The 23239-nt window shown below is 39.3% G+C and carries 22 protein-coding genes and 6 pseudogenes; 23 read left to right on the forward strand and 5 right to left on the reverse strand.

Going from position 1 to position 23239, the window contains the following annotated elements:
- Positions 1-259 precede the first annotated feature (259 nt).
- From NST99_RS10765 to NST99_RS10805, 9 genes and pseudogenes are all read left to right on the forward strand, one after another.
- On the forward strand, positions 260-709 hold the full coding sequence (locus tag NST99_RS10765) for an SUKH-3 domain-containing protein (RefSeq protein ID WP_341091541.1): 450 nt from the start codon (positions 260-262) through the stop codon (positions 707-709).
- Between the two features lie 514 nt (positions 710-1223).
- Positions 1224-1532 (forward strand): hypothetical protein, encoded by a 309-nt coding sequence (locus NST99_RS10770; protein WP_341091542.1) that lies wholly within the window; start codon positions 1224-1226, stop codon positions 1530-1532.
- Positions 1533-1922: 390 nt separating this feature from the next.
- Positions 1923-2174 (forward strand): annotated as a pseudogene (locus NST99_RS10775) (SMI1/KNR4 family protein); the annotation flags it as partial.
- Positions 2175-2693: 519 nt separating this feature from the next.
- The gene (locus NST99_RS10780) at positions 2694-3191 is read left to right on the forward strand and encodes an Imm6 family immunity protein (protein WP_341091543.1); all 498 of its coding nucleotides are present in this window, start codon (positions 2694-2696) and stop codon (positions 3189-3191) included.
- Positions 3192-3697: 506 nt separating this feature from the next.
- Complete coding sequence (locus NST99_RS10785) at positions 3698-4090, forward strand: hypothetical protein (RefSeq protein ID WP_341091544.1); 393 nt, start codon at positions 3698-3700, stop codon at positions 4088-4090.
- A 232-nt stretch (positions 4091-4322) separates the two neighbouring features.
- Positions 4323-6677, forward strand: a complete 2355-nt coding sequence (locus tag NST99_RS10790; protein ID WP_341091547.1) for a M13-type metalloendopeptidase — start codon at positions 4323-4325, stop codon at positions 6675-6677.
- Between the two features lie 687 nt (positions 6678-7364).
- The gene (gene imm47 / locus NST99_RS10795) at positions 7365-8090 is read left to right on the forward strand and encodes an Imm47 family immunity protein (protein ID WP_341097613.1); all 726 of its coding nucleotides are present in this window, start codon (positions 7365-7367) and stop codon (positions 8088-8090) included.
- Between the two features lie 389 nt (positions 8091-8479).
- Positions 8480-8859: pseudogene (locus NST99_RS10800) on the forward strand (tetratricopeptide repeat protein); the annotation flags it as partial.
- A pseudogene (locus NST99_RS10805) lies at positions 8851-9121 on the forward strand (hypothetical protein); the annotation flags it as partial. The pseudogenes NST99_RS10800 and NST99_RS10805, both read left to right, overlap by 9 nt.
- 16 nt (positions 9122-9137) lie before the next feature.
- Here the strand turns inward: NST99_RS10805 and NST99_RS33695 are convergent.
- Positions 9138-9452 (reverse strand): annotated as a pseudogene (locus tag NST99_RS33695) (transposase); the annotation flags it as partial.
- A 108-nt stretch (positions 9453-9560) separates the two neighbouring features.
- Positions 9561-9914 carry an IS5 family transposase gene (locus tag NST99_RS33700; RefSeq protein ID WP_445744961.1) on the reverse strand — a complete coding sequence of 118 codons (354 nt, stop codon included), beginning with the start codon at positions 9912-9914 and terminating at the stop codon, positions 9561-9563.
- 351 nt (positions 9915-10265) lie between these two features.
- Here NST99_RS33700 and NST99_RS10815 point away from each other — a divergent pair, with 351 nt between their 5' ends.
- The 3 genes and pseudogenes from NST99_RS10815 (at position 10266) to NST99_RS10825 (ending at position 13713) form a co-directional block, all read left to right on the forward strand.
- Complete coding sequence (locus NST99_RS10815) at positions 10266-10547, forward strand: helix-turn-helix transcriptional regulator (protein ID WP_341097614.1); 282 nt, start codon at positions 10266-10268, stop codon at positions 10545-10547.
- Positions 10548-10751: 204 nt separating this feature from the next.
- Positions 10752-11372 (forward strand): annotated as a pseudogene (locus NST99_RS10820) (glycoside hydrolase family 130 protein); the annotation flags it as partial.
- A gap of 382 nt (positions 11373-11754) precedes the next feature.
- Positions 11755-13713 carry a carbohydrate-binding protein gene (locus NST99_RS10825; protein WP_341091549.1) on the forward strand — a complete coding sequence of 653 codons (1959 nt, stop codon included), beginning with the start codon at positions 11755-11757 and terminating at the stop codon, positions 13711-13713.
- 482 nt (positions 13714-14195) lie between these two features.
- Here NST99_RS10825 and NST99_RS10835 read toward each other — a convergent pair.
- Positions 14196-14940: pseudogene (locus NST99_RS10835) on the reverse strand (IS5 family transposase).
- Between the two features lie 254 nt (positions 14941-15194).
- Between NST99_RS10835 and NST99_RS10840 the strand changes: the two are divergent.
- From NST99_RS10840 to NST99_RS10890, 11 genes are all read left to right on the forward strand, one after another.
- A complete protein-coding gene (locus NST99_RS10840; protein ID WP_341091551.1) occupies positions 15195-15824 on the forward strand; it encodes a hypothetical protein in 630 nt (209 codons plus the stop codon).
- Positions 15825-15855: 31 nt separating this feature from the next.
- Positions 15856-16332 (forward strand): SMI1/KNR4 family protein, encoded by a 477-nt coding sequence (locus NST99_RS10845; protein ID WP_341091552.1) that lies wholly within the window; start codon positions 15856-15858, stop codon positions 16330-16332.
- A gap of 44 nt (positions 16333-16376) precedes the next feature.
- Entirely contained in the window at positions 16377-16892 is a 516-nt protein-coding gene (locus NST99_RS10850; RefSeq protein WP_341091554.1) for a hypothetical protein, read from the forward strand.
- 65 nt (positions 16893-16957) lie between these two features.
- Complete coding sequence (locus NST99_RS10855) at positions 16958-17218, forward strand: hypothetical protein (protein ID WP_341091556.1); 261 nt, start codon at positions 16958-16960, stop codon at positions 17216-17218.
- Between the two features lie 568 nt (positions 17219-17786).
- Entirely contained in the window at positions 17787-18134 is a 348-nt protein-coding gene (locus NST99_RS10860) for a hypothetical protein (RefSeq protein WP_341091558.1), read from the forward strand.
- 17 nt (positions 18135-18151) lie between these two features.
- Entirely contained in the window at positions 18152-18619 is a 468-nt protein-coding gene (locus NST99_RS10865; protein ID WP_341091559.1) for a DUF6985 domain-containing protein, read from the forward strand.
- A 227-nt stretch (positions 18620-18846) separates the two neighbouring features.
- Positions 18847-19335 carry a hypothetical protein gene (locus NST99_RS10870; RefSeq protein ID WP_341091560.1) on the forward strand — a complete coding sequence of 163 codons (489 nt, stop codon included), beginning with the start codon at positions 18847-18849 and terminating at the stop codon, positions 19333-19335.
- A gap of 25 nt (positions 19336-19360) precedes the next feature.
- Positions 19361-19804: an SUKH-3 domain-containing protein gene (locus NST99_RS10875; RefSeq protein ID WP_341091561.1), complete on the forward strand. Its 444-nt coding sequence runs from the start codon at positions 19361-19363 to the stop codon at positions 19802-19804.
- A gap of 19 nt (positions 19805-19823) precedes the next feature.
- Positions 19824-20282: an SMI1/KNR4 family protein gene (locus NST99_RS10880; RefSeq protein WP_341091562.1), complete on the forward strand. Its 459-nt coding sequence runs from the start codon at positions 19824-19826 to the stop codon at positions 20280-20282.
- Positions 20283-20337: 55 nt separating this feature from the next.
- Positions 20338-20808, forward strand: a complete 471-nt coding sequence (locus NST99_RS10885) for an SUKH-3 domain-containing protein (RefSeq protein ID WP_341091564.1) — start codon at positions 20338-20340, stop codon at positions 20806-20808.
- A gap of 80 nt (positions 20809-20888) precedes the next feature.
- Positions 20889-21563, forward strand: coding sequence for an Imm3 family immunity protein (locus NST99_RS10890; RefSeq protein ID WP_341091565.1), 675 nt, complete (start codon positions 20889-20891; stop codon positions 21561-21563).
- A 4-nt stretch (positions 21564-21567) separates the two neighbouring features.
- Here the strand turns inward: NST99_RS10890 and nfi are convergent, their stop codons facing one another.
- Together nfi and NST99_RS10900 are read right to left on the reverse strand one after the other, a co-directional pair.
- Positions 21568-22245 (reverse strand): deoxyribonuclease V, encoded by a 678-nt coding sequence (gene nfi, locus NST99_RS10895; protein ID WP_341091566.1) that lies wholly within the window; start codon positions 22243-22245, stop codon positions 21568-21570.
- A gap of 127 nt (positions 22246-22372) precedes the next feature.
- A complete protein-coding gene (locus tag NST99_RS10900; protein ID WP_341097615.1) occupies positions 22373-23212 on the reverse strand; it encodes a DNA alkylation repair protein in 840 nt (279 codons plus the stop codon).
- Positions 23213-23239: the final 27 nt, after the last annotated feature.

Consider the following 23239-nt stretch of genomic DNA (forward strand, 5'->3'; position numbering starts at 1 on the left):
GGTATAACAACTGTAAGAAATCCGACTCCAAATATTAAATTCGGACATAAAGGAGAGTTTCGAAGACTGGCATGTAGAGAATTGTGCGGAAATACAAGCAGTTAATCAGCTCTTACATTCTGGTGCCAAAATTGAAAATATATTAATTAGCACAGTTACTGGTCAAGGTAAATACAAAGCTCCTTGTTCAAATTGCCAACGAACTTTTTTAGATTTTATTAATGATTTACAATAATAATATGTGAAAAGTTGGTAAATTTTGAGAGAAAAAATATCTGAAATCACAGAGCAAATCTTATCTGATGCAGGATGGTACCCTGGAAGAAAAGTTGATATACAAGAAGTGGTTGACTTTCTGGAATCTAAAGGTTATAAAGTGTTTCCATGTGTACTCGATGTTCTTTATGAATTTAGTAAATTAAGGTGTAGTTTCACACGTCCAAATGGTGATGAAGATTCTTTTTATGTAAACCCAGAGGAAGCTTATGGTGACTACTATGATAAAGAAGATTTTAATGAAATTGAAATGCGAGTAAAGGAATCTTTAATTGCTATCGGTCAGGCAAGAAATGATAACATGATGATGTTTATGTCTGAATCTGGGAAGGTCTATGGAGAATCTGGCTATTATTTAGTTAAATTTGGGGATAATATTCATGAAGCATTAGATAACTTGTGTTTAGTTCAACCAGGAAAAGAAATAGAGTAATTGACGTAACGGGGCTGTAAAATAGTTTGTGTAATGTCATTACAACTCCAACAACAAGATCGTACAATACAACAAAGCAAAATGCGAGATAGCCGCCCGTACATTGGTCTTGTATCCTATCGCAGTTTGTTGGTGAGTAGACCCCATCCAGTGCCGAATGAGTCGGGCGGCTGAGTCCAAGTAAAATCTGTATAAAGATTTCGTTATTTCATTTGTACGTACATCAATGTTTTAATTTTATAATCTATGTAACGTAATAGCATTACATAAACAGGCCAATTATGGTTAGATATTACCATGATTGACCTGTTTTTTTGTATTTTCGTTTTCGCCCCGATTATTCAAAATCTTTCACAATTGTAGAATACGCCGTTCCGATGAATGCAGTGCTAGAGACATAGAACCTAAATTGCATGTTAGTCTGACCACTATATTGTCAGATTGAATTTGTAGAACTGGAAGAGGAAGAAGCATCGAGACAAGCAAGACTTGTTTCAAGAAGCAGTAGTTTCGGTTGTGTTCGCGATCGGCGAGACGGGGCAGCAGTCCGTCACCGAAGACCACGGACCCGGCGATTAAGAGTTGGGGAACGAACTATGGGAAAGAGATGCGGATGACCAATGTGGAGATGTCGCTGATCGCGACTGAAGGGAGCTTGTACATCACGCTGGACGGCGGAGGCATCTTGATCACGAGTAACAACGGCATCCAGATGAAGACCGTGCAGGGTTTGGTACTGGACAGCGAGAAAAGTATAGAGATCGAAGCGAAGGGAGTTCTGTTCCTGCAATGCGGAGACAGTAGAGTAAAGCGCTGGATATAGGGCAGACGGTGCTGGGTGTGGCAGGCCTGATCCCGGGCGTTGAGGAAATCGCGGATTTGGCGAATGCGGGGATCTATGCGCTGCGCGGGGATTATACAAGTGCCCTCCTTTCGGAGGTGCTTCAGTGCCCTTTGCAGGCTGGGGAGCGATCGGAGGAAGCTGGGAAACAAAGTCAGGAGAGTACTGCAGAAAATAGATCTGGCAGGTCAGGCGAGCAAAGCCTACGGCGCAATCAAAACCGTGGCAAGCAAGGGAGTAGATGTCGCGATAAGCATCGGTTTACTAAGGCCGAAATTTACGAAGCACAAAGATACATTGAATTTGTTAGAACTGGTAACTGGTCTTTAAAAGATTGGAAAGGATTTGGTTAATGATGTATAAAAAACTTAATTGTTAGATATTGTTGAAGATACTAATACTATAGAATCCTACACCATGAGTTCTCGTAAAGAACACGAATTTCCAAAACAGTATCTCGTTCTTAGTGAGATGTCAGCAAATGCTGTGCTTGTCCTCGATACTAATACAGATAGAGTGTACAAGGTGAATTTTGAAGGTGGAGATGAGTTGTTAAAGAAAGGTGAGTTGAAAGAAACTTGGTCAACCTTCTATGATTTTTTAGTTGAATATTTTAACTGCTAAGATTGAGTATCGGTGGGGGGCTACCCAGTGCCGAACAAACCTATCATTCAACCAGTAACACATCTAACCCTTGTAATACCCGTATGAAGATTTCTCGATTTCGGTTGTACGCACATCAAATGCTTTAATTTTATAACCTAAATAACGCTATTCCGTTACATTGAACAGGTCGATTATGGTCAGATACCACCATAATGGATCTGTTTTTTGTTATCTTCGTTTTCTTGCGTTTTTTTTCAAATTTACTCACAACTGTAGAATGGGCCGCCCCGATAGGGAAAATGAAATACAGGGACATTGTATATCCATCAATCTAATATCAAGGGTGTATGTACAGCCTGTATACAGGGGATTTCTAATCCTAATGTTGAGGCAAGCATATTTATGCAGTTGTCTCAGAAGTATCCAAACATTATTATTAAAGTGACCTCTGAGGTTGAAGAAGGAGTAAAATTGGCTGGTAAATTAGAATTCACCCTTAAAGTTGAAAAACTAATCGATTAAAGGGAGGCACTTACTTTGAATAATTGGTCTATATTACCAATTAAAAAGAAGACGATATATTACTTGGGACTTAGTGAGATTATTGTTCAATCATTAAGTGGTAACGATTTTTTTGTGGATGCTCGAAATACTCTGAATACATGTTGGAAATGGTTTGAAACAAAAATTCCTACTGGAGATGAAATATACAAGTTATTAGATGATGGCACAGAGTTCGGAGGATTATTTATACAAATGCAAATGGATGAAATTGAAGAAAATGAAGCGAAATGGGATTGTATTGTTGATGCCGTCTCTTTTGTGAACAAACAAGCATATATTATTGAAGGCGCAAGGTACTTACCCGCACCGATTGAAAATGTGGATGACGAATTAATAATTCACTTCTTAGACCGTTTTTATAGTATTAATCCACAGAATAAGAATATTGCGGAGGACTTCTTTGGACACATACTGAATACTGATATTAAAACAAAAGAAGATATGGTTTCTTATTTTAATAGAAGAGAGTAAGAATGATTTATCTGTGGGGGCTATCCAGTGCCGAATGAACCCATCATTCAACCAATAACACATCTAACACATGTAATACCTGTATAAAGATTTCGTTATTTTGATTGTAAGCACATTAAAGGCTTTATTTTTATAACCCAAATAGCGATATTTCGTTGCATTGAACAGGTTGATTATGGTCAGATACCCCCATGATTGGCCTGTTTTTTTCGGGATAATGATATTTATGCTAGACGGTGAAAAGTTCTAATCGACCTCTGTTAAAATAGTAGGCCTACCTCGGAGATTTATAAGATATAGACGAGTAAGTGAGATCATAATAATTGGAGCAGAAAATACTGAAGGATTGAGTGAAGGTATAACTTCATTTGAGGAGATAACACACTTAACTCATGTTATACTCCTACAATAATTCCTTGATTTTCTTTGTATGTACATATTACCCTTGAAGAAGAATGCAGTGCAGACTATTAAGAGATTAGGATATGAGGTAGGGAAGGACATTCATGCATAAAAAAAATGTGATAAGAGAATTATTGATCGATTCAACACATGGTATACAGAAGGCCAAAACATATTTCGAAGAGAGACTTGATGACAAGTTACTACTAGATGTATTGGTGGAATTTGCGCTGGATGATTATTCAACGGACGCTTCAATGACGGCTTCCTATTGGATATCCCAATTTTCTGAAGACTTACTTCGTGGGATAGAAGATGATTTATTGGTTCTCCAGCAGTATGAATTAAATAGTATTTCAGTTCATGCGTTGGTAGCGCTCGGAAAAATCCAATCAACTAGAGGATTGAAGTACCTTATAGAAAGTAAAATAACTCCAAAGTTACAGTGGGAAGCAGTTGCACTTAAATACCACCTTAAACATTTATTAGATATATGAGAAAGCAGTTTAGAGATGTGGTTTTTTGGATATATTAGCGCCATCATTTAATTAGAAAGTAGTTTAGCGAAGCAATATAGTTACCAGCCCAGGCCTGTTGATTAACCCAAATATGTAAATTAATGCTGACATATAGCAAAGTGAAACTTCAGAACGAACATCACGTAATAACAAAATGGTATGTGAAAATAATACCAATTTAGAATTTTATTTTATCCGAGGAGGGGAAGCTTTGAAGAAATTATTAGCATTTTTGTTGTCTTCATCCTTGATACTTACTTCACTAGCGCCGCATGCACTAGCTAAGGATGAGAAAGCAGCAATGACACGAGAAGAGGTTGTTACTTATTTATTAAATGTTGCAGATGATTATAACCCTGGCTTGAAGAAAGAAGACATTTTGAAGGGGGATGCTCAAGGCAAAACCAAAGGTGGTGAGTATGTCTCACGTACCGAAGCATTAATTATGCTAAGTAGAGCATTCTCAGACCTACCGAAGCCGCAGGGAAACGATTCGCGCAGCTTAAATACAGCGTCTTCCTTTAGTGACATCCCGGTGTGGGCACAAGATGAGATGACTACAATTGCTGCGACTGGTATCGTTAATGGTTATTCGGATGGCAAACTTGGAGCTAAGGATCAAGTTACACTTGAACAATTAACTGCACTAGTTAAAAGAATGGTAGCGTTAAAGGGGACAAACCCTCGTGATGATTATTATGAGTTTGTAAATAAAAAGTGGCTGAATGCATCTACCATTGATGCTGGAGAAATGACCAATGGTGCATTTAACGAATTGGACAAACAAAATCAAGAACGAATTAAAGATATGCTGCAAGAAGTTGTGAAGGACACACATGCTAAAGGATCAGTAGAACAGAAAATTGCAGACTTTTATACGAATGCACAAGATATGAAGCATCGTAATGCTTTGGGAATTACGCCAATTGCACCTTATATTGCATCCTTGAATCAAGCTTCTACAATCAAGGAGCTAATGAATGTAGGCTTGAAGATGGAGAAAGAACTCGGCTTTGGCTCAATTTTATCATTTGGTATCATGGCAGATGCTAAAAAAAGTGACACTAATGCATTATATTATGCAGGTGTAGGTTTGATTTTAGACAAGACGAGTTATGTTTCTAACAATGCTCAAGCAAAACAAGGGTATGTCTCGTATTTGAGCAAGTTATACCAACTTGCTGGTGACAGCAAGGAAGTTGCCGAGAAGAAGGCAAACTCACTGTATGAGTTTGAGAAGCAAATAGCAGCAGCAACGATGGACATTCAAGACCAGAATGATGTAAATAAATATTATAATCCATATACGATCCAAGACTTTGCTGCGCTGTTCCCTTCACTGGATATGGCTGATTATTTGAAGCAGCTACAGCTTGGTTCCGTGGATAAATTAATTGTAATGGACAAGGGGCAAGCCAATAAGCTTTCACAATTAATGACTGATGAGCACGTGGAAGATTTTAGAAACTACATGCAAGCGATTTGGCTTATTAATTCCAGCAGCGTATTAAGTGAAGAGTTGCAACAAGCGTCGTTGGATTTCCAAGCTAATCTATTTGGTATTCAAGGTCAAAAAACACAAGATGAAATTGCAATTCAATTAACACAAAGTGTAATGAGTGATTACTTAGGTCAAATGTTTGCAAAACGCCATTTTACAGCTGAAGCGAAGCAAGACGTGGAAAAAATGGTGAAGGAATTTATTGCGGTGTACAAGGAGCGTATTAAGGCGCTAGACTGGATGTCTGAAACCACTAAAGCTAAAGCTATGCTGAAGCTAGATAAAATGACCTACAAGATCGGTTATCCTGATAAATGGGATGACAGATTTAAAGACGTATCCATCGTATCCATTAAAGAGGGTGGAACATTATTTGATAACTTTGTAGCTATTCGCAAAGCATCATGGAAAACAGAAGTAGCAACATTGGGTCAACCTGTGGATAAAAGTAAATGGCAAATGAGTGTCTACAATGTTAACGCCTATTACAACGCACTCAATAATGAAATTGTATTCCCAGCAGGTATTCTTCAAGCACCATTCTATGATATTAATGCGAAGCACGAAACAAATTTAGGTGCAATTGGTATGGTAATTGCTCATGAAATCAGCCATGCATTTGATAATCTCGGCTCTTCCTATGATGAAAATGGAAATGCTGTAAACTGGTGGACACCTGAGGACTATAAGAAGTTCCAAGAAAAAACGGAGCAAGTGATTGCTTATTATAACGGACTGGAAGTCATTCCTGGTGTATATAATAACGGTAGCTTAACTGTGAGCGAAAATATTGCTGATCTTGGTGGTATGGCCGCCTCCTTGCAAGTATTGTCTCAAACGAAAAATGCTGATTACAAAGCTTACTTTGAAGGGTATGCAACGATATGGCGTACAACAATGACTAAGGAAGTGTTAGCTTATCTTTCTAGCAATGACACACATTCCGCTAACAAGATTCGTGTGAATCGCACAGTTGCCAGCTTTAAAGATTTTTATGATGCCTATGGAATTACAGAAAAAGATATGATGTATGTAGCGCCAGAGCAGCGTGTGAGTATCTGGTAGAGTATTGTAAGTTCTAATTTATTTTTGCCTAAAATATAAAGGATTGTTTCCACGACATTTCGGGTGGGCCGCAATAACACTCCAAAGCTCTTTCCCACTTGAACCATGAGTAGGAATGAGCTTTTTTACATACCCGAAATCAAAGGAGGATGAAACGAATGGCAAAACGTGTATAGGTTGTGACAGCAGAATTGAAGAAACAGCAACCAGTGCAGAAAGCAGAAAAGAAGTTACGGTCCATAGCACAGGCCCGCGCATTATACGAGCTAATTGATGGAATTTATGATAACTGTCAGCAAGCCCGGGAGTACGTGAGTAGCAGGGGTACATCATTCTGGACGGACAGATTCTCAGGTTAGTGTAGGCTTATGCAGTATAATCGGGGGGAAATGCTGCTGAAAAAAAGGGGAGAAGTATGTAGTGCCCTAGCTTTAATTGTTTTTTCACCATGAAAATGGTGATGGTAAAAAAAATGTCGAAGTATTGACTCGGATGAAAATGGAATCATACACTTTGGTAAATTCTCAGATATACTGAAGTTGCTGTTTTCAAAAAAAATAAAGTGTTAAAATGGCAGATGGATACTGGATGAAGGAAAAAATAAAAGGGTGGTGGAAAATGGAAAACTATACGCACCTTATGAATAGCAGTTGGTACGGTGAAATATCAAATTCCAATATTTAGGATATTAAAGAAAGCATTTTACGTTCAAAGACGGAACAAGATATTATACTCCAACTCGTGGAGCTTTTCAAGTTAGGAGATTTTACGCAAAAAACACTCTTAATTCACTTGTTAAATCATTCTGAAGATGAAGCAGTATTAAATCTTTGCATTCGGATTTTTTGCTCAATTTGTACGCATGAAGATTTAAGAGACTCGAACAATCTTCTGTTTTTAGAAAATGCTACAGAAGATGTGGTTCATACATTTGCGTCAGCGGCAGTTACAACGCTTTCTCTCGAAGCAGTTCCATATCTATTAGCATTACTTGAAGATTGGGATGAAATTAATGATACGTCGATCATTATAAGGGATTCTATAGATGCTTTTATTGAATTTGAAGAGCATTTAGGTGATGGTGCAACCGTGGAAGAGATTGGTCATTATTATTTGGAGTACATTAACAGTTGTAACTCGGAAAAGTATTACTATAATCAAAAAAATGCATTTATTGGTAATTTAACAAAAAAATTAATTGAAAGAGTTATGATTGCCGCTAATACCGGACAGCGTCTTGAAATGGAGTTAGTTCCATCCTTACTATCGATTTGGTCTGGGGAGAAAGTGCCAGGCGATTACTACACAGTAATAAATGCAGACAACTATAAAGGTTTTATTAATTATGTCGAAGGACTTTCAAAGAAAAACTGGGAGAAGGGACATAAGTATTTTTACGGACTTAAAGTATAATGTACGGTTATAAGACACCCTCTGTGATAACATGATGTGAAATAACCCGTGATAAAATGAGGGCTGCCCAGTTCCAAATGAACTCATCATTCAACTAACAACACATATAACTTAACAATAGCGTTACGATGATCAGGTCGATTATGGTAAGATACCACCATGATTGACCTGTTTTTTTGTTTTTTTATAGGAATTCGAGCAATTCATGGAAAATAGTGTCCTCTAGATCAAGCAGCCATGGCTCATTTAACTGCCGTTGTCTCGTGGTGGAGCAATACGGGGAGATAGTATGGTACAAAGTCCCCAGAAGTTAGGGAATGGATGCTTAACTCCGATAACTATAGTTTGAACCAATCTGCAGGTGCGAAATTAACTAAGTATATAAACAAATTTTACAATTGTGTAAAGAGGGAGATGCTTTAACTGAAAAAGGACAAAAGCTATCGAGAGTTATACTGCCGCTCTGGAACTGGTTCCGTTACCGAAGCACAACTGGGAAACAAGTACATGGATTTATACAGCATTAGGCGACGCTTATTTTCATAACAATAGCTATGAAATGGCCAAAAGTAATTTTTATAATGCTTTAAACTGTCCAGAGGGGATTTCAAATCCATTTATTTTACTGAGACTTGGAGAGAGGTTGTTCGAGTGTGGGGAGCTTGCTAAAGCTAAGGACTATCTGTTAAGAGCTTACATGTTAGAAGGATACAAAATTTATTTTAGTGAAGATGATAACAATGAAAAGTTTGAAAGTCTTGTGAATGAAAGTAATGAACAATTTGATAATGGAAATCATGAAGATTCTATTTCTTTGTTAGAAGAGGCTTGGAATTTAATACCCTACCCAAAGGGGATATATTGTGAAGAAAGCTATCATTTGGCGAAGGATGTTATTGCTACTTGTTTAATTATAAATGATCTTAAGAAAGCAATACTGTGGGCAGATAAAATATTTTTAACTGGATTTGATCGCATAGATTCGGGTGATAAGGAATTTATTTCTGGGTAAAGTTGCTTTCGAACTAGGTCGTGTCTGAAAACTCTTCATTGAGTCAATTTGGAAATGGCAGCTACGTACACAAAAGCCAGGAATGACTTGGCCAACTTGTCGTAACGAGTAGCCACACGGCGAAAGTCATTGATTTTATTGAAAAAGCACTCCACTAAGTGGCGTTCTTTGTAGCGGTACCAATCGACTTTCCATGGGTTTTGACTATTCGTTTTAGGCGGGATGGTGTAGGATGCCTGCTTAGCTGTAATCCAATTCCGAATCGCTTCTGAGCCATAAGCTTTGTCGCCAAGAATATGACTTCCTGTAATATCAAGCTTCTGAAGTAAATCGATCGCTGGAACGGAATCGTAGACTTGACCACCCCGTCAGAAGAAAAGCGAGGGGGTTTCCTAATCCATCGACGACGGCGTGAAGTTTGGTTGTCTTTCCACCACGACTGACGCCGATGTGCTGATTCACTTCGTGTCCTGGGGCGTTTTTTTAGCACCAGCACTATGTTGATGGGCTTTGACCGATGTAGAATCAATCCTCAAGTTTTCAAAGTCAGGTTCGACCTGAAGAGTTTGGAAGATCGCGACAAGCAGTCCGGTATCTCGCCACTTGCAGAAGCGACTGTAGACCGTTTTCCATGAACCATAGCGTTCCTCCGGTAGATCGCGCCAGGCAGCACCACTTCGAGCGATCCATAGAAAAGCGTTAAACATGGTTCTTTCACTTAATTTTGTCGGACGTCCTGTTTTGTAGGGTGGAAACATGCCCTTAATTTGTTCCCACTGTTCATCGCTTATTTCGTACCGTCTTTGAATCATGCTTGACGCCCCATTCGTTCTCTCAAATCTTACCATGTTATTTAGTTTTCAGACACATCCTAGATATTATAAGAACCATTTTCGCTATAGCACTCGGCTTAATGACTTTCTATTACATCCTAAATCGAAACTATACATTCTTCCAATATATCATTTTAGATTACCCAAAAATGACGTCTGATGATTTAAAGCAATTTATGCAACTCCTGGTACAGTCTTTGACCTTCCCTGCAGGATATCCGGGACCTGCTGTCCGGGCTGTGCCGGGAGGCCTGTGCGCTGGTTACGGAGGCCCGTTCCCTGGAGTCCACGCGGATTATCCGCTAGGTCGCCGCTTATATCGATAGCCATCTGGATACGGGGCTGTCGCTGGAGCAGGTGGCGAAGCAGATTAACCTCAGCCAGGGGTATTTCTCCAACCTGTTCAAGAAGGTGCAGGGGATTTCGTTTCAGCAGTATGTGATGTATGAGAAGATGGAGAAGGCCAAGGCGATGCTGATCGGCGGCCGGCAGGTTCAGGAGATCGCCCAGGATTTCGGGTATGAGCACAGGCGCTATTTCAGCGAGGTGTTCAAGAAATATACCGGCATGACCCCGTCCGACTTCAAACTGCATTATCTTGGAAAAGAATAAGAATGCGCAGGGGAGGCATGTCCGCAGGGCGGAGGTGGCCTCCCTTCTCTGTATAAAGATGCTGCAGAAATCTGCCCTTAATGTGGGCTTACCCACCTTATCCGGATGCGCCAATCCGTCTATAATCAGGTTGTAAGCGAATACAGAAGGGATATATAAGGGGGAACTACCAATGATGAAGCGTATGCTAATAACATCTCTGAGGTTACCGATGATCTGGAACACTTCGAGGTGCTCAGTCTGTCTACACCGGACCTGCGCAATATGGTACTGTTTCCCGAGTTGATCGGCGGCAAGTATGTCCGGCTGGAGCGTCCCTTCACGGTATACAGCCGCGGCGGCCGGGACCGCTTCGATGCCTGGATCTCCGAGTCGCCGGACCTGAAGCATTGGGGCAACTCCAGCCTACTGCTCGCCGTCGAGCAGGTGCCGTTTGCCAATGACAAGATTGGCCCGGCCGCACCTCCGGTCCGGACGGATAAGGGCTGGCTGACCACCATCCATGCGGTGGATGTGGACCCGGCCAGTGGCAAGCAAGGTTGGGAGGACACCTGGAAGAAGCGCTATACCGCCGGAATTATGCTGCTGGATCTGTAGGACCCCCGCAAGGTGAACGGCATGAGCAGGCAGCCGCTGCTAGCACCGGAGACAGACTATGAGATTGGCGGGGGCTTCCGCAATCATGTGATTTTTCCGGGAGGGATGATTCTGGAGGATGACGGCGAGGTCAAGATCTATTACGGCTCTGCGGATACGGTGGAATGTCTGGCAACGGCCCCTGTGGACGATATGCTCCGGCTCTGTCTGGAGCCGGAGCATAGATAAGATTGGAAGCAGGCTGAGGGCGGAAATGCGGAGTAACAGTGGGGCCATGTGCCATGATTGGAGCGGCTTGCGCGGAGATTGTGCATGAAGTGCAACAATGCTAAATCAATAGCAGCGACCGTGGGGAGATTGTGCATAAAATGCAACAATACAGCTCAGTAGTAGCGACCAACGCAGAAATCCTGCACAAGGTGCAACAAAACCGGGGCTGTATTTTAAAAGGAAACTTTGCTGATGCAGAAAAGGTTAGTATTACTCTGCCACTTCCGAAGCTGAACAGGAATATGTCAACTTTATGAAAAGAGTAATAGAGCATCACTGGTGAAATCATTATTCACTGATGACAGAGTATTTTCTAAAAATATGAAAGAGGTGTTTATTTATGCTAAAAAAGTTAAACTTATTAAGTTTAATTGTTTGTATGCTCGCCAGTCTTTTAGCTGTCGTTCCTTTGACAGCAAGAGCGGCGGGTACAATTGTAAGCTATCCATTACCGTCGAGCTATACCACGACCAGTCAATACACGGTAACAGCAGACTCTACCAATATACCGGTAATCGACACTTCGGAAGTATTTGTAAACTATAATTATTGTAATTTCTCTTTTTCAGGTACTACTACAATCACAATAACAGCAAGCGAGACAATCAATACCTATAATATTTCTCCCAAAGCTTTGGGAATCACTGCAACAAAGAGCGGAAATACACTTACATTTACACTTTCATCACCAGGTTATCTTATAGTTAAAATCAATAACCTGAAAGATCTGGTTATTGCGGCAGATGCTCTTGAAACCAATGTTCCGGCTTCATCCGGTACAGGTATATACAATGTTAAAACTCAATACGGTGCCGACAGTACCGGTGCCGCTATGGCTACAACTGCAATACAAAACGCCATAAATGCGGCTAACGCAGCAGGTGGCGGTATCGTATACGTTCCAGCCGGAGTTTATAAGTGCGGAAACCTTGTTTTAAAAAGCAATGTTTCGGTTTATCTGGAGGGTGGTTCTGTTATAAGGGGGTCAGGAAATCCAAGCGATTACACTACCCATTTTCATAAGAATTCTCTGGGTAAGGACGGAACATGGTTTATTTATACCGAAACAAATGCAAACAATATTAAGATATACGGCAGAGGGACTATTGACGGCAATGGCCATTATATGAGAAATACAAACAATTATTTGAACAATATTCTTGTACCCTTGCAGTGCAGCAACTTCACGGTTGACGGCATAACAATAAGAGACAGCGGTGGCTGGGCTACAATAGTTACAAGATCTAATAACGTAACATTCCAGAATACAAAGCACTTCAACAACAATGAACTTGATTATGAAAATGATGCAATAGACATTCAAGAGAGCCAGAATGTACTAATAAAGCACACTGTAGCAGTATCGGAGGATGACACATACTCATTTAAGACATGGGATGTAGCAACTACGGATATAGCTGCAAACTGGCCTGGAAGCCCTGAAAACCAGTCAAATGTAGTTGTGGATGATGCTTTGGCTTGGAGCAGATGTGGAGCATTCAAGGTTGGAGATGGAGTTAAACAGCTTCAGGATGGCATCGTTGTTAAAAACTCTTATGTATACAGATGCTGGCGCGCTTTAGCGGTAGGTCATCTTTATGGGACTCCAGCAGCACAAAACATCATATTTGACAATATAGATGTAGAAGGTTTCTGGCCAAGATCCGGTGTTCACTCCAGATGGTTTGATCTTTCTGCAAAAACCGGTCCGATAAAAAATGTGGTCTATAATAATATTAATTTACGCGCTTTGGGTGAAGTTTCAGTAATGAAGGGTTGGAGTGACACATCTACTGTCTCCGGAGTTACATTAAACAATGTTCGCGTCGGTGGAGTTGCGGCAACTACATTGGCAGAATTGAAAATAACAGATACTAACAGCTATGCTGCAGCTCCAAAATTCAACACATTGAAATTTGAAGCGGAAGGCTATAACCTTAGTTCAGGTGTTATATCCTATGAGGCAAGCACTGATGGTGGGCTGGATGTTGGTGGAGGGAGTAATGGCGACTATATAGCATTTAAAAATGTAGACTTTGGTAGTACAGCTAAAACAAGTATTGATTTGAAGGTTGCATCTGCTAATTCCGGCGGAAGGATAGAATTCCACTTAGACAGCCCTACAGGCACTATGCTGGGTTATTGGACGGCAGAAAGCACAGGCGGATGGCAAACATGGTCCGTCAAGAATATCCCGCTTAATGCCGGGACAGCGGTAGGAACCCATACGGTATATGTTACTTTTGTTAAGTCAGATTCAACCACAGTTGCAAATTTAACTTGGTTCCAGTTCAAATAAAAAGGAAACTGTTTGATGTAATTTCAATAAGATGGATAAAGGGGGATATCAAATGATATGCCTCTTCATTCAGCTAAAGTTTTTTCTACGACTGACCAACTAACACAAAAAAACAGAAAGTCTCCTAAGTGAAGTGAAATAGGGACTTGCTGTTTGAGGTTTCAATTAATTCTTAAAGCTATGAATTGGAGCTGGGATTCGTCCGCCACGATTAACGAAGTTCGCGCAGTTGATGCCGTTTACTGCTATAACTGGGCATATCCGAGCAGGCCGCCAAATTCGACCAAAGGTCATAGCTTCCAGCTTCTCTAGTGTAAGGGTACCCCGCTGAACCGCTTGAATCATGCCGTGATCTTCATGACCGGAATAAAGGCTCTACTATTAAGCCCACCTACATAGGAGGAGGCCATTACGCCACTTTTTTAACATTGTCATTTAGGGCGTGTCTGAAAACTATCATTGAGTCAATTTAAAAATGGAAGCTATATAAACGCTAGGAATGACTTAGCCAACTTATCGTAACGAGTGGCCACACGGCGAAAGTGTTTGATTTTATTGAAAAAGCATTCAACCAAGTGGCGTTCTTTGTACCGATACCAATCGACCTTCCATGGATGTTGACTATTCGTTTTAGGCGGAGTGGTGTAAGTGGCCTGTTTAGTCGTAATCCAGTTCCGAATCGCTTCTGAGCCATAGGCTTTGTCGCCAAGAATGTGCCTTCCCGTAATATCCAACTCCTGAAGCAATTCGATCGCTGGAACAGAATCATAAACTTGCCACCCGTCAGTAGAAAAGCTAGAGGGTTGCCTAATCCATCGACTACGGCATGAAGTTTAGTCGTCTTGCGGCCACGAGTGACGCCGATGTATTGGTTTACTTCGTGTCCATCTGCGTTTTATTTGCACCGACACTGTGTTGGTGGGCTTTGACCGATGTAGAATCGATGCTCAAGTTTTGAAAATCGGGTTCGATGTGAAGGGCTTGGAAGATGGCGATAAGGAGTCCGGAGTCTCTCCATCTGCAGAAACGACTGTAGGCCGTTTTCCATGAACCATAACGTTCTTCCGGCAAGTCTCGCCATGCCGCACCACTTCGGGCAATCCAAAGAAAGGCGTTAAACATCGTACGAATGCTTAATTTCGACGGTCTTCCTGTTTGATAGGGCGGGAACATGTCCTTTATTTGTTCCCGCTGTTCATCGGTTATTTGGTACCGTCTTGGAATCATGCTTGTTTCTCCATTCGTTTTTCTCATATCATACCATAGGATTCTTTAGTTTTCAGACACGACCTAGGTGATTTAGAAACAGCGAAGGAATTTTTCAGCATCGCCAATAGGAAATCAGAAGGTAGATGTTTTGGAAGTCCAAAGAATACTAAATATCTCAAGTTTTTTAAAAGTTAAATCACAGAGTAAATGAAAACGACCTATTCTGGATAATAGAATTGGATGTCGATTTGAATATTATAGGAGTAAGCTAAATGAGAGTATGCCTTAAAGAGGATTTAGCGAAAAAAGAGAATCTATCAATGAATAAAATATATATAGTTTTTTCTGTGGAAACCAGTAAAAATGGTGAGAAATTTTTCAGAGTAGAGAATGATGTCAATCAAATTGTGCCTTATTCAATCTCTTTATTTAAAGTTGTATCCGATAAAGTGAACTCTGATTGGATATTGTGGAACAAGCCCAATAATAGCTCAGCTTTATTGCCGAAGCAATTTGCTTATCTAAGTTTTTGGGAGGATTATTATAATGATGAATTAGAGGCTTTGAGTATATTTAACTTGGTTAAGGAGCAGCTATTTCAAGAAGAATTAGAAGGGAATGAGGTGCGTGAGATTTTTGAAATAGAGAATGAGGATGAGATTACATTCGTTCTTAATGTTCTCTTTAAGACAAAAGACAATAGATTCATTAATCAAGCGATTCAATATGTAAAAACAAAGTTGGAAAAAAATTATGGAATAGATGATACTACACTACTTGCATTTCAATATCTGAGTTTATTCAATCAAAGTGAAGTAAAAGATTATTTCCTTTGTTATTTGACTAACATTGAGTTAGGAAACGACCAATTAACTGCAGTAGTAAATGATTATTTTAGCTAAAAGTAAATGACTCTAATGAGGGTGAAACATTTTGAAATATTTAAATGAGTTAGTCTCACAATTTAGAATTGATAACATTCCTATGAATCCTTGTACAAACGAAGATTTAATTAATGTGAGAAAACTGATAAGCGATCAAATATTACCGATGGCTTATATTGAATTTCTTGAAACAATGGGAAACGGCACTGATCATACTTTTTTGCGTGGTGAATCATGTTTTATGGATGAATTGTTAGCGTTAAATGAAGGGGGGGCAGAATTGTTAGAAGAAAACAATGTACCTCTTAAACTTACTTCAAACGATTTTGTATTTTGGATGAGTCAAGGTTGTATGTTTTGCTTCTTTAAATTAGATGAAGGGGAAAATCCACCTGTCCACTTTTACTCAGAAAGTAAAAAGAAGGATGGTTTTTATAAGATTACAGATACTTTTACAGAATTCTTACAGCGTAGGTATATAAAAGATAGGTATATATTTCAAAAAAAAGAATGGGTTGCTAAATAATTCGTTAATGGATGCCATAGCTAACAAAGTTGGAGGAAAGTATAGTGTATTCAAATAATGACGAAGTTGGTTTAAAAAGAGATTTATACGAACAATCAAAACCTGGGATGATTGATACTTCAGCGGTAAGCCCTAATTGGTTTACCTTTACGGATCATGAATGGGAAGCATTACAAAAGGATTTCTTTGAAAAGCCTCTTGACGGCTTGTTGGTTGATTTAGTCTCGATATTTAGAAAAGGGAATCCCAATTACATCAATTTAGGTAGCCTGTTCGGCATTGAAAAAAAGAGGGTAGATGACAAAAATAAGATTATCTACACTGTTAATCAGGTGAATCGGAAGGAAAACGACATTACTAATGTTACAATGTTTCTTCATCCTGATAGCCACATAATCATAGAGATTTATTTACATATGCAAGTACTGCCTCATATGAATGAACTTAAATGCAGGATCGAGGAGAACTATTCCGATTTACTTGTTAATGTTAGCAATGAGCTTGTAATTATTGATAGAGATTTCAAACTAACGTTAACCCATGCAGCCAAACGCTCATAGGCCAAGCACCTATTTAATCGTACAACCACAGGTGTTGATGTAGAATTTTGAAAGGGGGTGTTTAGATGATTAGTCCAAAACTTTCTGCATCACAAGCGTTGAATATTGCACAAGAGTACATCAATGAACGTAACAAGCACATCATGGGGTATAACAAACACTACATTCCATCGACCATTGACAGTGACATAGACAAATCTGTTCAGTATTATGAAGATTTTTTTGCATTGACGGGCGGCGCTTGGATTGTTGAGATAGACTTTAGGGATTTTGAAGAGCTTTTGGTTGTTTCTGATGAACAACAAGTTATTCTTTTTGGATATTAGGAATTGATAGAAATAAATTACCTGAAATACACACCAAATTAACCACTGACCAATTACTCCAAATTGCTCAAAGCTATAATGACGAGTATGATTTAGAGGGAGTAATCCATCCTAATCACGGTGAGTCAATATTTTTTTATGAGAAATTTGAACATGTTGAAGGGTACTCATGGATTATTAATATGAACGTACCCCCTTCACCTTATGGCGGGGGTGATATGGTAAGTCTGGTTTTTTCTGATGAAAAAGCGTGTGTTGAATATATGTTTGATCCGTCAGGTTACCCGATTGCCCCTCATTTAGATGACGATTAAGAGAATGATTCAAGATGAAGATAGCCTCTATCAGAACACACAACGTACAAACTTGGCAGACGTTAAAAGGCTTATTCCAACTTGAATCATGAGTTAGGAGTGAGCCTTTTTATATGTATCAGAATTTATGGGATCATAAAAAGTCTTAGAAAGTTCAACTAGCACAGAAAATTGGAGGGAGTTTAATATTTATAAAAAATGACGAAAGCATTAATGCGAAGTTTCTTTATAGAAAGCCTGTAGTTATTGGGGTATTGGACGATAGTGATGATGATTTCAATGATATGAGCTGGATGGTGGATAACTCGTGGGAATTGTTAAAAGTGAAATTTATAGAAAGTTCTTTTCAGGAGTTAGTTGTGGGGTTGGTGGAAATATTTATAGGTGGACAACCAAACTACTCAACACTGGGTGAAATGTTCGGTAATGATACAAAGGTGGAGGGGGATGTTGAGAAAGTAGTATACAAAATAAACAATATTGAAAGAAATTCAAATGATATTATAAGAGTTAGCGGAAAATATGAGGGCGTATCCATTGAATTAAATAGCGAGTTTATTATTACAGGTAAGGATTACAGAATCATCATAAGCGGCAAATAAAAAGGGGAGACTTAAAAATGACAATAAACGATCCGATTTTTGGTGAACTTGAGTATAACTATACTTGGGCTAAGGATACTACGATTCATTTTTTTGGAAAAGAAACTGAGATTGCATTGATGATCGATGGTGAAGAAGATGGCAAGTTTGATGAAGATCAATATACGGCGTATCAATCATTAATGCAAAACTGGCAGCAATTACAGCAAAGCTTCTTGCAACCCATTTTAGACTATTACCAACAAAAACGATATGAACTGGGTTATGATATGGAATTTAATGAGTATTATCCCTTAGTTGAAACAACCAGCCAACTTCTTGAGATGATTACTTTGGTTGGAATTGTTGTTTCATATGCAGGGATTTATGAAGGCCGAGATATCGGAATACTTTTTGATTGTACATGGGATGCAGAGAACGGAGTGGGAATTCGTTTATTGAATGAAAAAGTAATTGAGGTAGGTTATCAGGATGTTGCGATTTGAATAACTTATCATACGATACGAGAGAAATACTGATACAAGCAGGCTGGAACCCGAATAATAAGGCTGATTTAACCGAGACAGTAAAGTTTTTAGAAGCAATGGGGTATCAAGTATTCGATTCAGTGATTGATGCACTAGACCCTAGATACTCTATGTTTATTTAGAAAACCAGAAGAGGTATAACGCCGGGAAAAGATAGACTTGTGGCAAAGGTGGTTTGATAAGTTATGAAGAACGGAATATACAGCAATTTAGTTGAGGAAGTTATTCAATTCTCTAATTCTATTATGGAATTCCCGAAAACAGCTAGAGCCCAAAATATCGTTACAATTAATCAATATGAAGAGGCAAAAAGGCTAGCCAGTACAGAAGTTTTTGGTGAAGATGAATATACTTGGTCTGATATAAGACAACTTGAAATGGGAAAAGTTAAGGGGAAGTTATATAAATTAGCTTCTTCCCAAAAACCTAGTGGTTTGGATGAATTAACTGGATTAATAGCGGATGGTCTTAGAAGTCAAATAACTGACCCCTATCGCGATTTTTTTGAAACTGTTGTAGTGGACTTGAGAAACTGTGCAATCAATCGTGCAATAAACGGTGAGGTTGAAAATTTTTATGAACAAGTTTTTAGAATCTATAAGGCTGGTGGTTTTCCATGTGGTTGGGATGGTGATTATCCAGACGAAGGAAGAATTATTGCTTACTTTGCCTAAACAAGAAATTGAGTGAGGTTAACTTATGACTTTTTCACAAAGAACTATTGATATTTTAAAGGATGCTGGCTGGTATCCTGAAAGGAAAGTAGAGGTTAGCTCGACAATAAACTTTTTGGTGGAAAAAGGGTTTGAAGTATTTGATCTTGCCAAGGAGGCATTTGAACACTTCGGTGGACTAGAGTATTCAGTGCCTAGTGACGAATCAGATGACTTTCAGATAGGTCCTGAATTTTTAAGGGCAGGCATCGAAAAGAAACACTATAGCAGGTATGAAACAATAATAGGAGAAGAGCTAGTTGTAATCGGATTGGCATATGACGAGAATGCAACTATGTTTATGTCTAAAACAGGGAAAGTATATGGCATTATGAATGATTATTATATTTGGAAATTCGGCGATAATATATATGAAGCTATACATAATTTATGTGAGAGTAAAGAGTTAAAGGTAATTAGTGAAGAATGAGAATAGTGGGGGGAGTTTTGTGAACATAGAATTTGAGTCAACATTTAAACCAATTCAACATCAAGAACTAATAACTTTTGAAGAAACGTCTAATCTTGTCTTGCCAGATGATTATAAAAATTTTTTAATGTATCATAATGGAGGTAAGACAGTTCGAAGAAGATTTGAAACAAAGGATCAGAAATTCACATCGTCTATTATGTTATTTCTGCCACTTAGCAAAGAAACGGAGAGTAATCTAGAAGACTATTATAAAAAATATAATGGTGGAGCAATAATCCCTCCTAACTTTATTCCTATTGGGATAGATCCTGCAGATAGCCTTATTTGTCTTGCTGTTAATGAGGAGGATCAAGGAATAGTTTATTTCTGTGATATGGATTATTTCGAAGAGGACAATGAGTTGAGACCCGAATTCATTAAAATAGTATCTTCAAGTTTTAGTGAGTTTGTGAATTCACTGTACCAGCCAGATTGATTCCAAAATCCGCCCGCTCCGATAACAGTCACAACACGGCATTATGGAGGTAAACATGTTCAAGAGCGAAAAGATTAAAAATTACTTCGAGGAAAATGGTTGGTATGAAGGAAGGGAAATTGATATATCCCTTTATAAGGACATGTATCAAAAATTCAATATTAAGCCCAATCCTTTAGCGCTAAATCTATTGAAGGAATTTGGAGGAATTTATTTAAAGCTGCCCTCTAAAAGCTCGAATTATTATACATCTTTAATACTTGATCCAAGTGAAGGCGAAGTAACTCTCGAAGAGTTAAAAGAGTTTGAGGAAACAATGGGTGGGAAGCTGACACCTTTAGGTTTCTTTCCTAGGAGCACACTTGATATTTATATTTCAAACTCTAATAAATTTTATTTTGCTGGTTCCTATGAATTTATGTATATAGTTTTTATAGGTTCTGATTTTTATGAAATGTTAGAAGTGTATTTTAATAAGGAATATCTTGACCAAGACAGATTTCCAAATCTATTCCCTGAGGATTAATACATAGCATTGCAGGTCAAAATTTAGCCTGGCAGACTTACTCCACTTGAAATTTGGGTTGAGGTAAAGGAGACAGATAGGTGAGACGAAATTACGAAGCATTATTTGGTGCTTTTTATGAAAGATATTTTGATTATAAAAGTGAGAGGATGAGCGATGCTGAAGCCATTGCCTGCACAGCTGATGCATATTTTGGTGTGCAAAACAGAGGCGAGATGGAGAAGGCTGTTGTATATATTTCAGAAGGAAGAATTTGCTTAACGCACTCAAAAATATTCATTAAAGCAAAAGAAAGAATAGTTGAGGTATTAAATTCTTTAGATTTACATAAGCTTCAAATTGAAACAACTCCAGATGAATATAAGGACCTATTAGAGCGCAGAGATATGGTACTGGATGAAATTGATAATATTCCAGTAGATTATAGCCCCTACACAAGATGGTATTACCATGAAATGGAGAAAGAAGTTAAGAACTACTTTGGGATCATTGTTAATGAAGTGGAAAATAAAAATGAAATGATAGAGAAAGTATTGGAGCGTTTTGAACGTGAATGTACGAATACGCTTAGCGAAAATATTGTTGTTAAAACTACGCTTGTAGAGTTACTAATTAGATATGAAATTAAGGGAAATGAACAATTTGTAGAAATCAGAAAAGAGCTGGAACAGTTCGATATAAATGATGTAGGTGAACAATTAACAGAAAATGAGAAGGAAGATCTGTCTATCCGAATCAGCAACTTGTTGATGTAAAAGTTTATTCGATACTTGCCAAAGCCTTTTTAACAAGTTGGTCTGACTGACGTGTTGTCTCTGGCAAACGATAATCGGGTGATAGATGTAGAACCCATTCACAAGCGGTATCTAATGAAATACGATGACCAGTGGAGACGAAGATAGGCTTAACATTATTCTGTGTTCTAAGAACATTTCCGATAATCTCTCCTTGATCTTGCAGTGGTGAAATTGAGCCTCTTGTTAAATTGGGTTCTTCATACTCTCCTAATAACCTGGTTTTTCCACAACCAATTGTAGGAATATCAAATAGAACACCTAAATGACTTGCCAGACCAAATCGTCTCGGATGGGCAATCCCCTGACCATCACAGACAACTAGCTGAGGAGAGGTCTTTATCTGCTTAAATGCTTTAACTAAAGGGGGAAGCTCCCTGAATGAAAACAGCCCTGGAATATAAGGGAACTGAACAGAAGCTTCAACTACCACGGATTCTACTATATCTAAGGAGCTTGCTTCTAAAATGACTACTGCGGCAATCAGTAAGTCACGTTGTTCACTATATGCCACATCTACTCCAGCGATATAACGAATTTCAGCAAATTGATCTTCTTTTATTACTTTTAAGGATAACTTTTGCTGTAATATTATTGCTTCCGTTTCGGTCAAAATCCAGGAATGATTTAATATGGGTTCCATCTTGTATCCCTCATTTTCGAACATTAGAATATCTGCAAATGCGAAGTACATTTATCTTAACACCTGGAAAATACTAAATTTGAAGAGGAGCATCATGTCTTTTAGAAAAGCAAACTGCGTCACCGCTTTACTTACGCGTAAGGGTCCGTTGCGCCCGCTCAGTAATACGTTTCGTTTCCTTTGTGTCAGAGGCCTTCAGCCAGTCGGAGCAAAGCTGCAGCACCCAATCCGGCTGGCTTTTGCTGGCGTCATTCAGCCAATTGGCCACCGAGTCCTGCACATATTTGACCGGATCGGAACGAAGGGGTTCAAGGAGCGGAAGCCCCTGTGCCGGGTTTTCTTTCAAGGCTTGTATATGTTTTGCCCAGACGCCTTGGGGACGTGTCGACTCCACGGCAAATCTGCGGATATTTGCGTCATCGTCCCGGACCCATTTCGCCAAGAGGGTGATGGCTGCCTCCAGATTGGCTGAGATATGGGCTCTTACGGCCATCCAGGCAATCTCACGCACTCCAAAATGGGGATCGGCAGCAAACGGGCGGATATGCTGCAGTATGCCGGCAATATCCATATCTGGAGTGACTCCGACGATATAAGCCGCCCAACAACGGACGCTGTCGGAGCGGTGTGACGCCAGCATGGCGAACAATTGGCCTCGCTTGGTCTCGGGCAACTCGCTCAGCAGGCGATGCCACTGCGCTGCAATGGCCGGAATCATCTTCATCGGCTTGTCTTCTTTAAGCTTATTTAAAGCAGGCAGCATTACCTCTGCTTCATGTGAAAGACCGGAAGTGTTCAGCACAATGGACAATAACGCCCGGTGATCTACTGCCAGCCATTCTGTCAGATTGACGCTCTCAATAAGACCTTGATTTAAGCGTTCCAACACATTTTGCGGAATATCCGCAGCCTTCTTGGCGCCTTTGCGATTAAGGATATCTGCGGGAAGTGAAGCCGTTTCGTTCATCAAAAAAAGGACCTCCTCATGGGTTGC

Origin of the sequence: Paenibacillus sp. FSL L8-0470, assembly GCF_038008625.1 — a bacterium.
Taxonomy (GTDB): Bacteria; Bacillota; Bacilli; order Paenibacillales; family Paenibacillaceae; genus Paenibacillus_AQ.

What these genes read in the sequence shown, in the direction of transcription:
- NST99_RS10870 (WP_341091560.1), top strand. Translation starts at nt 18,847, where the DNA reads ATGAAGAACGGAATATACAGCAATTTAGTTGAGGAAGTTATTCAATTC.
- nfi (WP_341091566.1), bottom strand. Translation starts at nt 22,245, where the DNA reads ATGGAACCCATATTAAATCATTCCTGGATTTTGACCGAAACGGAAGCA.
- NST99_RS10885 (WP_341091564.1), top strand. Translation starts at nt 20,338, where the DNA reads ATGTTCAAGAGCGAAAAGATTAAAAATTACTTCGAGGAAAATGGTTGG.
- NST99_RS10900 (WP_341097615.1), bottom strand. Translation starts at nt 23,212, where the DNA reads ATGAACGAAACGGCTTCACTTCCCGCAGATATCCTTAATCGCAAAGGC.
- NST99_RS10785 (WP_341091544.1), top strand. Translation starts at nt 3,698, where the DNA reads ATGCATAAAAAAAATGTGATAAGAGAATTATTGATCGATTCAACACAT.
- NST99_RS10875 (WP_341091561.1), top strand. Translation starts at nt 19,361, where the DNA reads ATGACTTTTTCACAAAGAACTATTGATATTTTAAAGGATGCTGGCTGG.
- NST99_RS33700 (WP_445744961.1), bottom strand. Translation starts at nt 9,914, where the DNA reads ATGATTCAAAGACGGTACGAAATAAGCGATGAACAGTGGGAACAAATT.
- NST99_RS10855 (WP_341091556.1), top strand. Translation starts at nt 16,958, where the DNA reads ATGATTAGTCCAAAACTTTCTGCATCACAAGCGTTGAATATTGCACAA.
- NST99_RS10840 (WP_341091551.1), top strand. Translation starts at nt 15,195, where the DNA reads ATGAGAGTATGCCTTAAAGAGGATTTAGCGAAAAAAGAGAATCTATCA.
- NST99_RS10825 (WP_341091549.1), top strand. Translation starts at nt 11,755, where the DNA reads ATGCTAAAAAAGTTAAACTTATTAAGTTTAATTGTTTGTATGCTCGCC.
- NST99_RS10865 (WP_341091559.1), top strand. Translation starts at nt 18,152, where the DNA reads ATGACAATAAACGATCCGATTTTTGGTGAACTTGAGTATAACTATACT.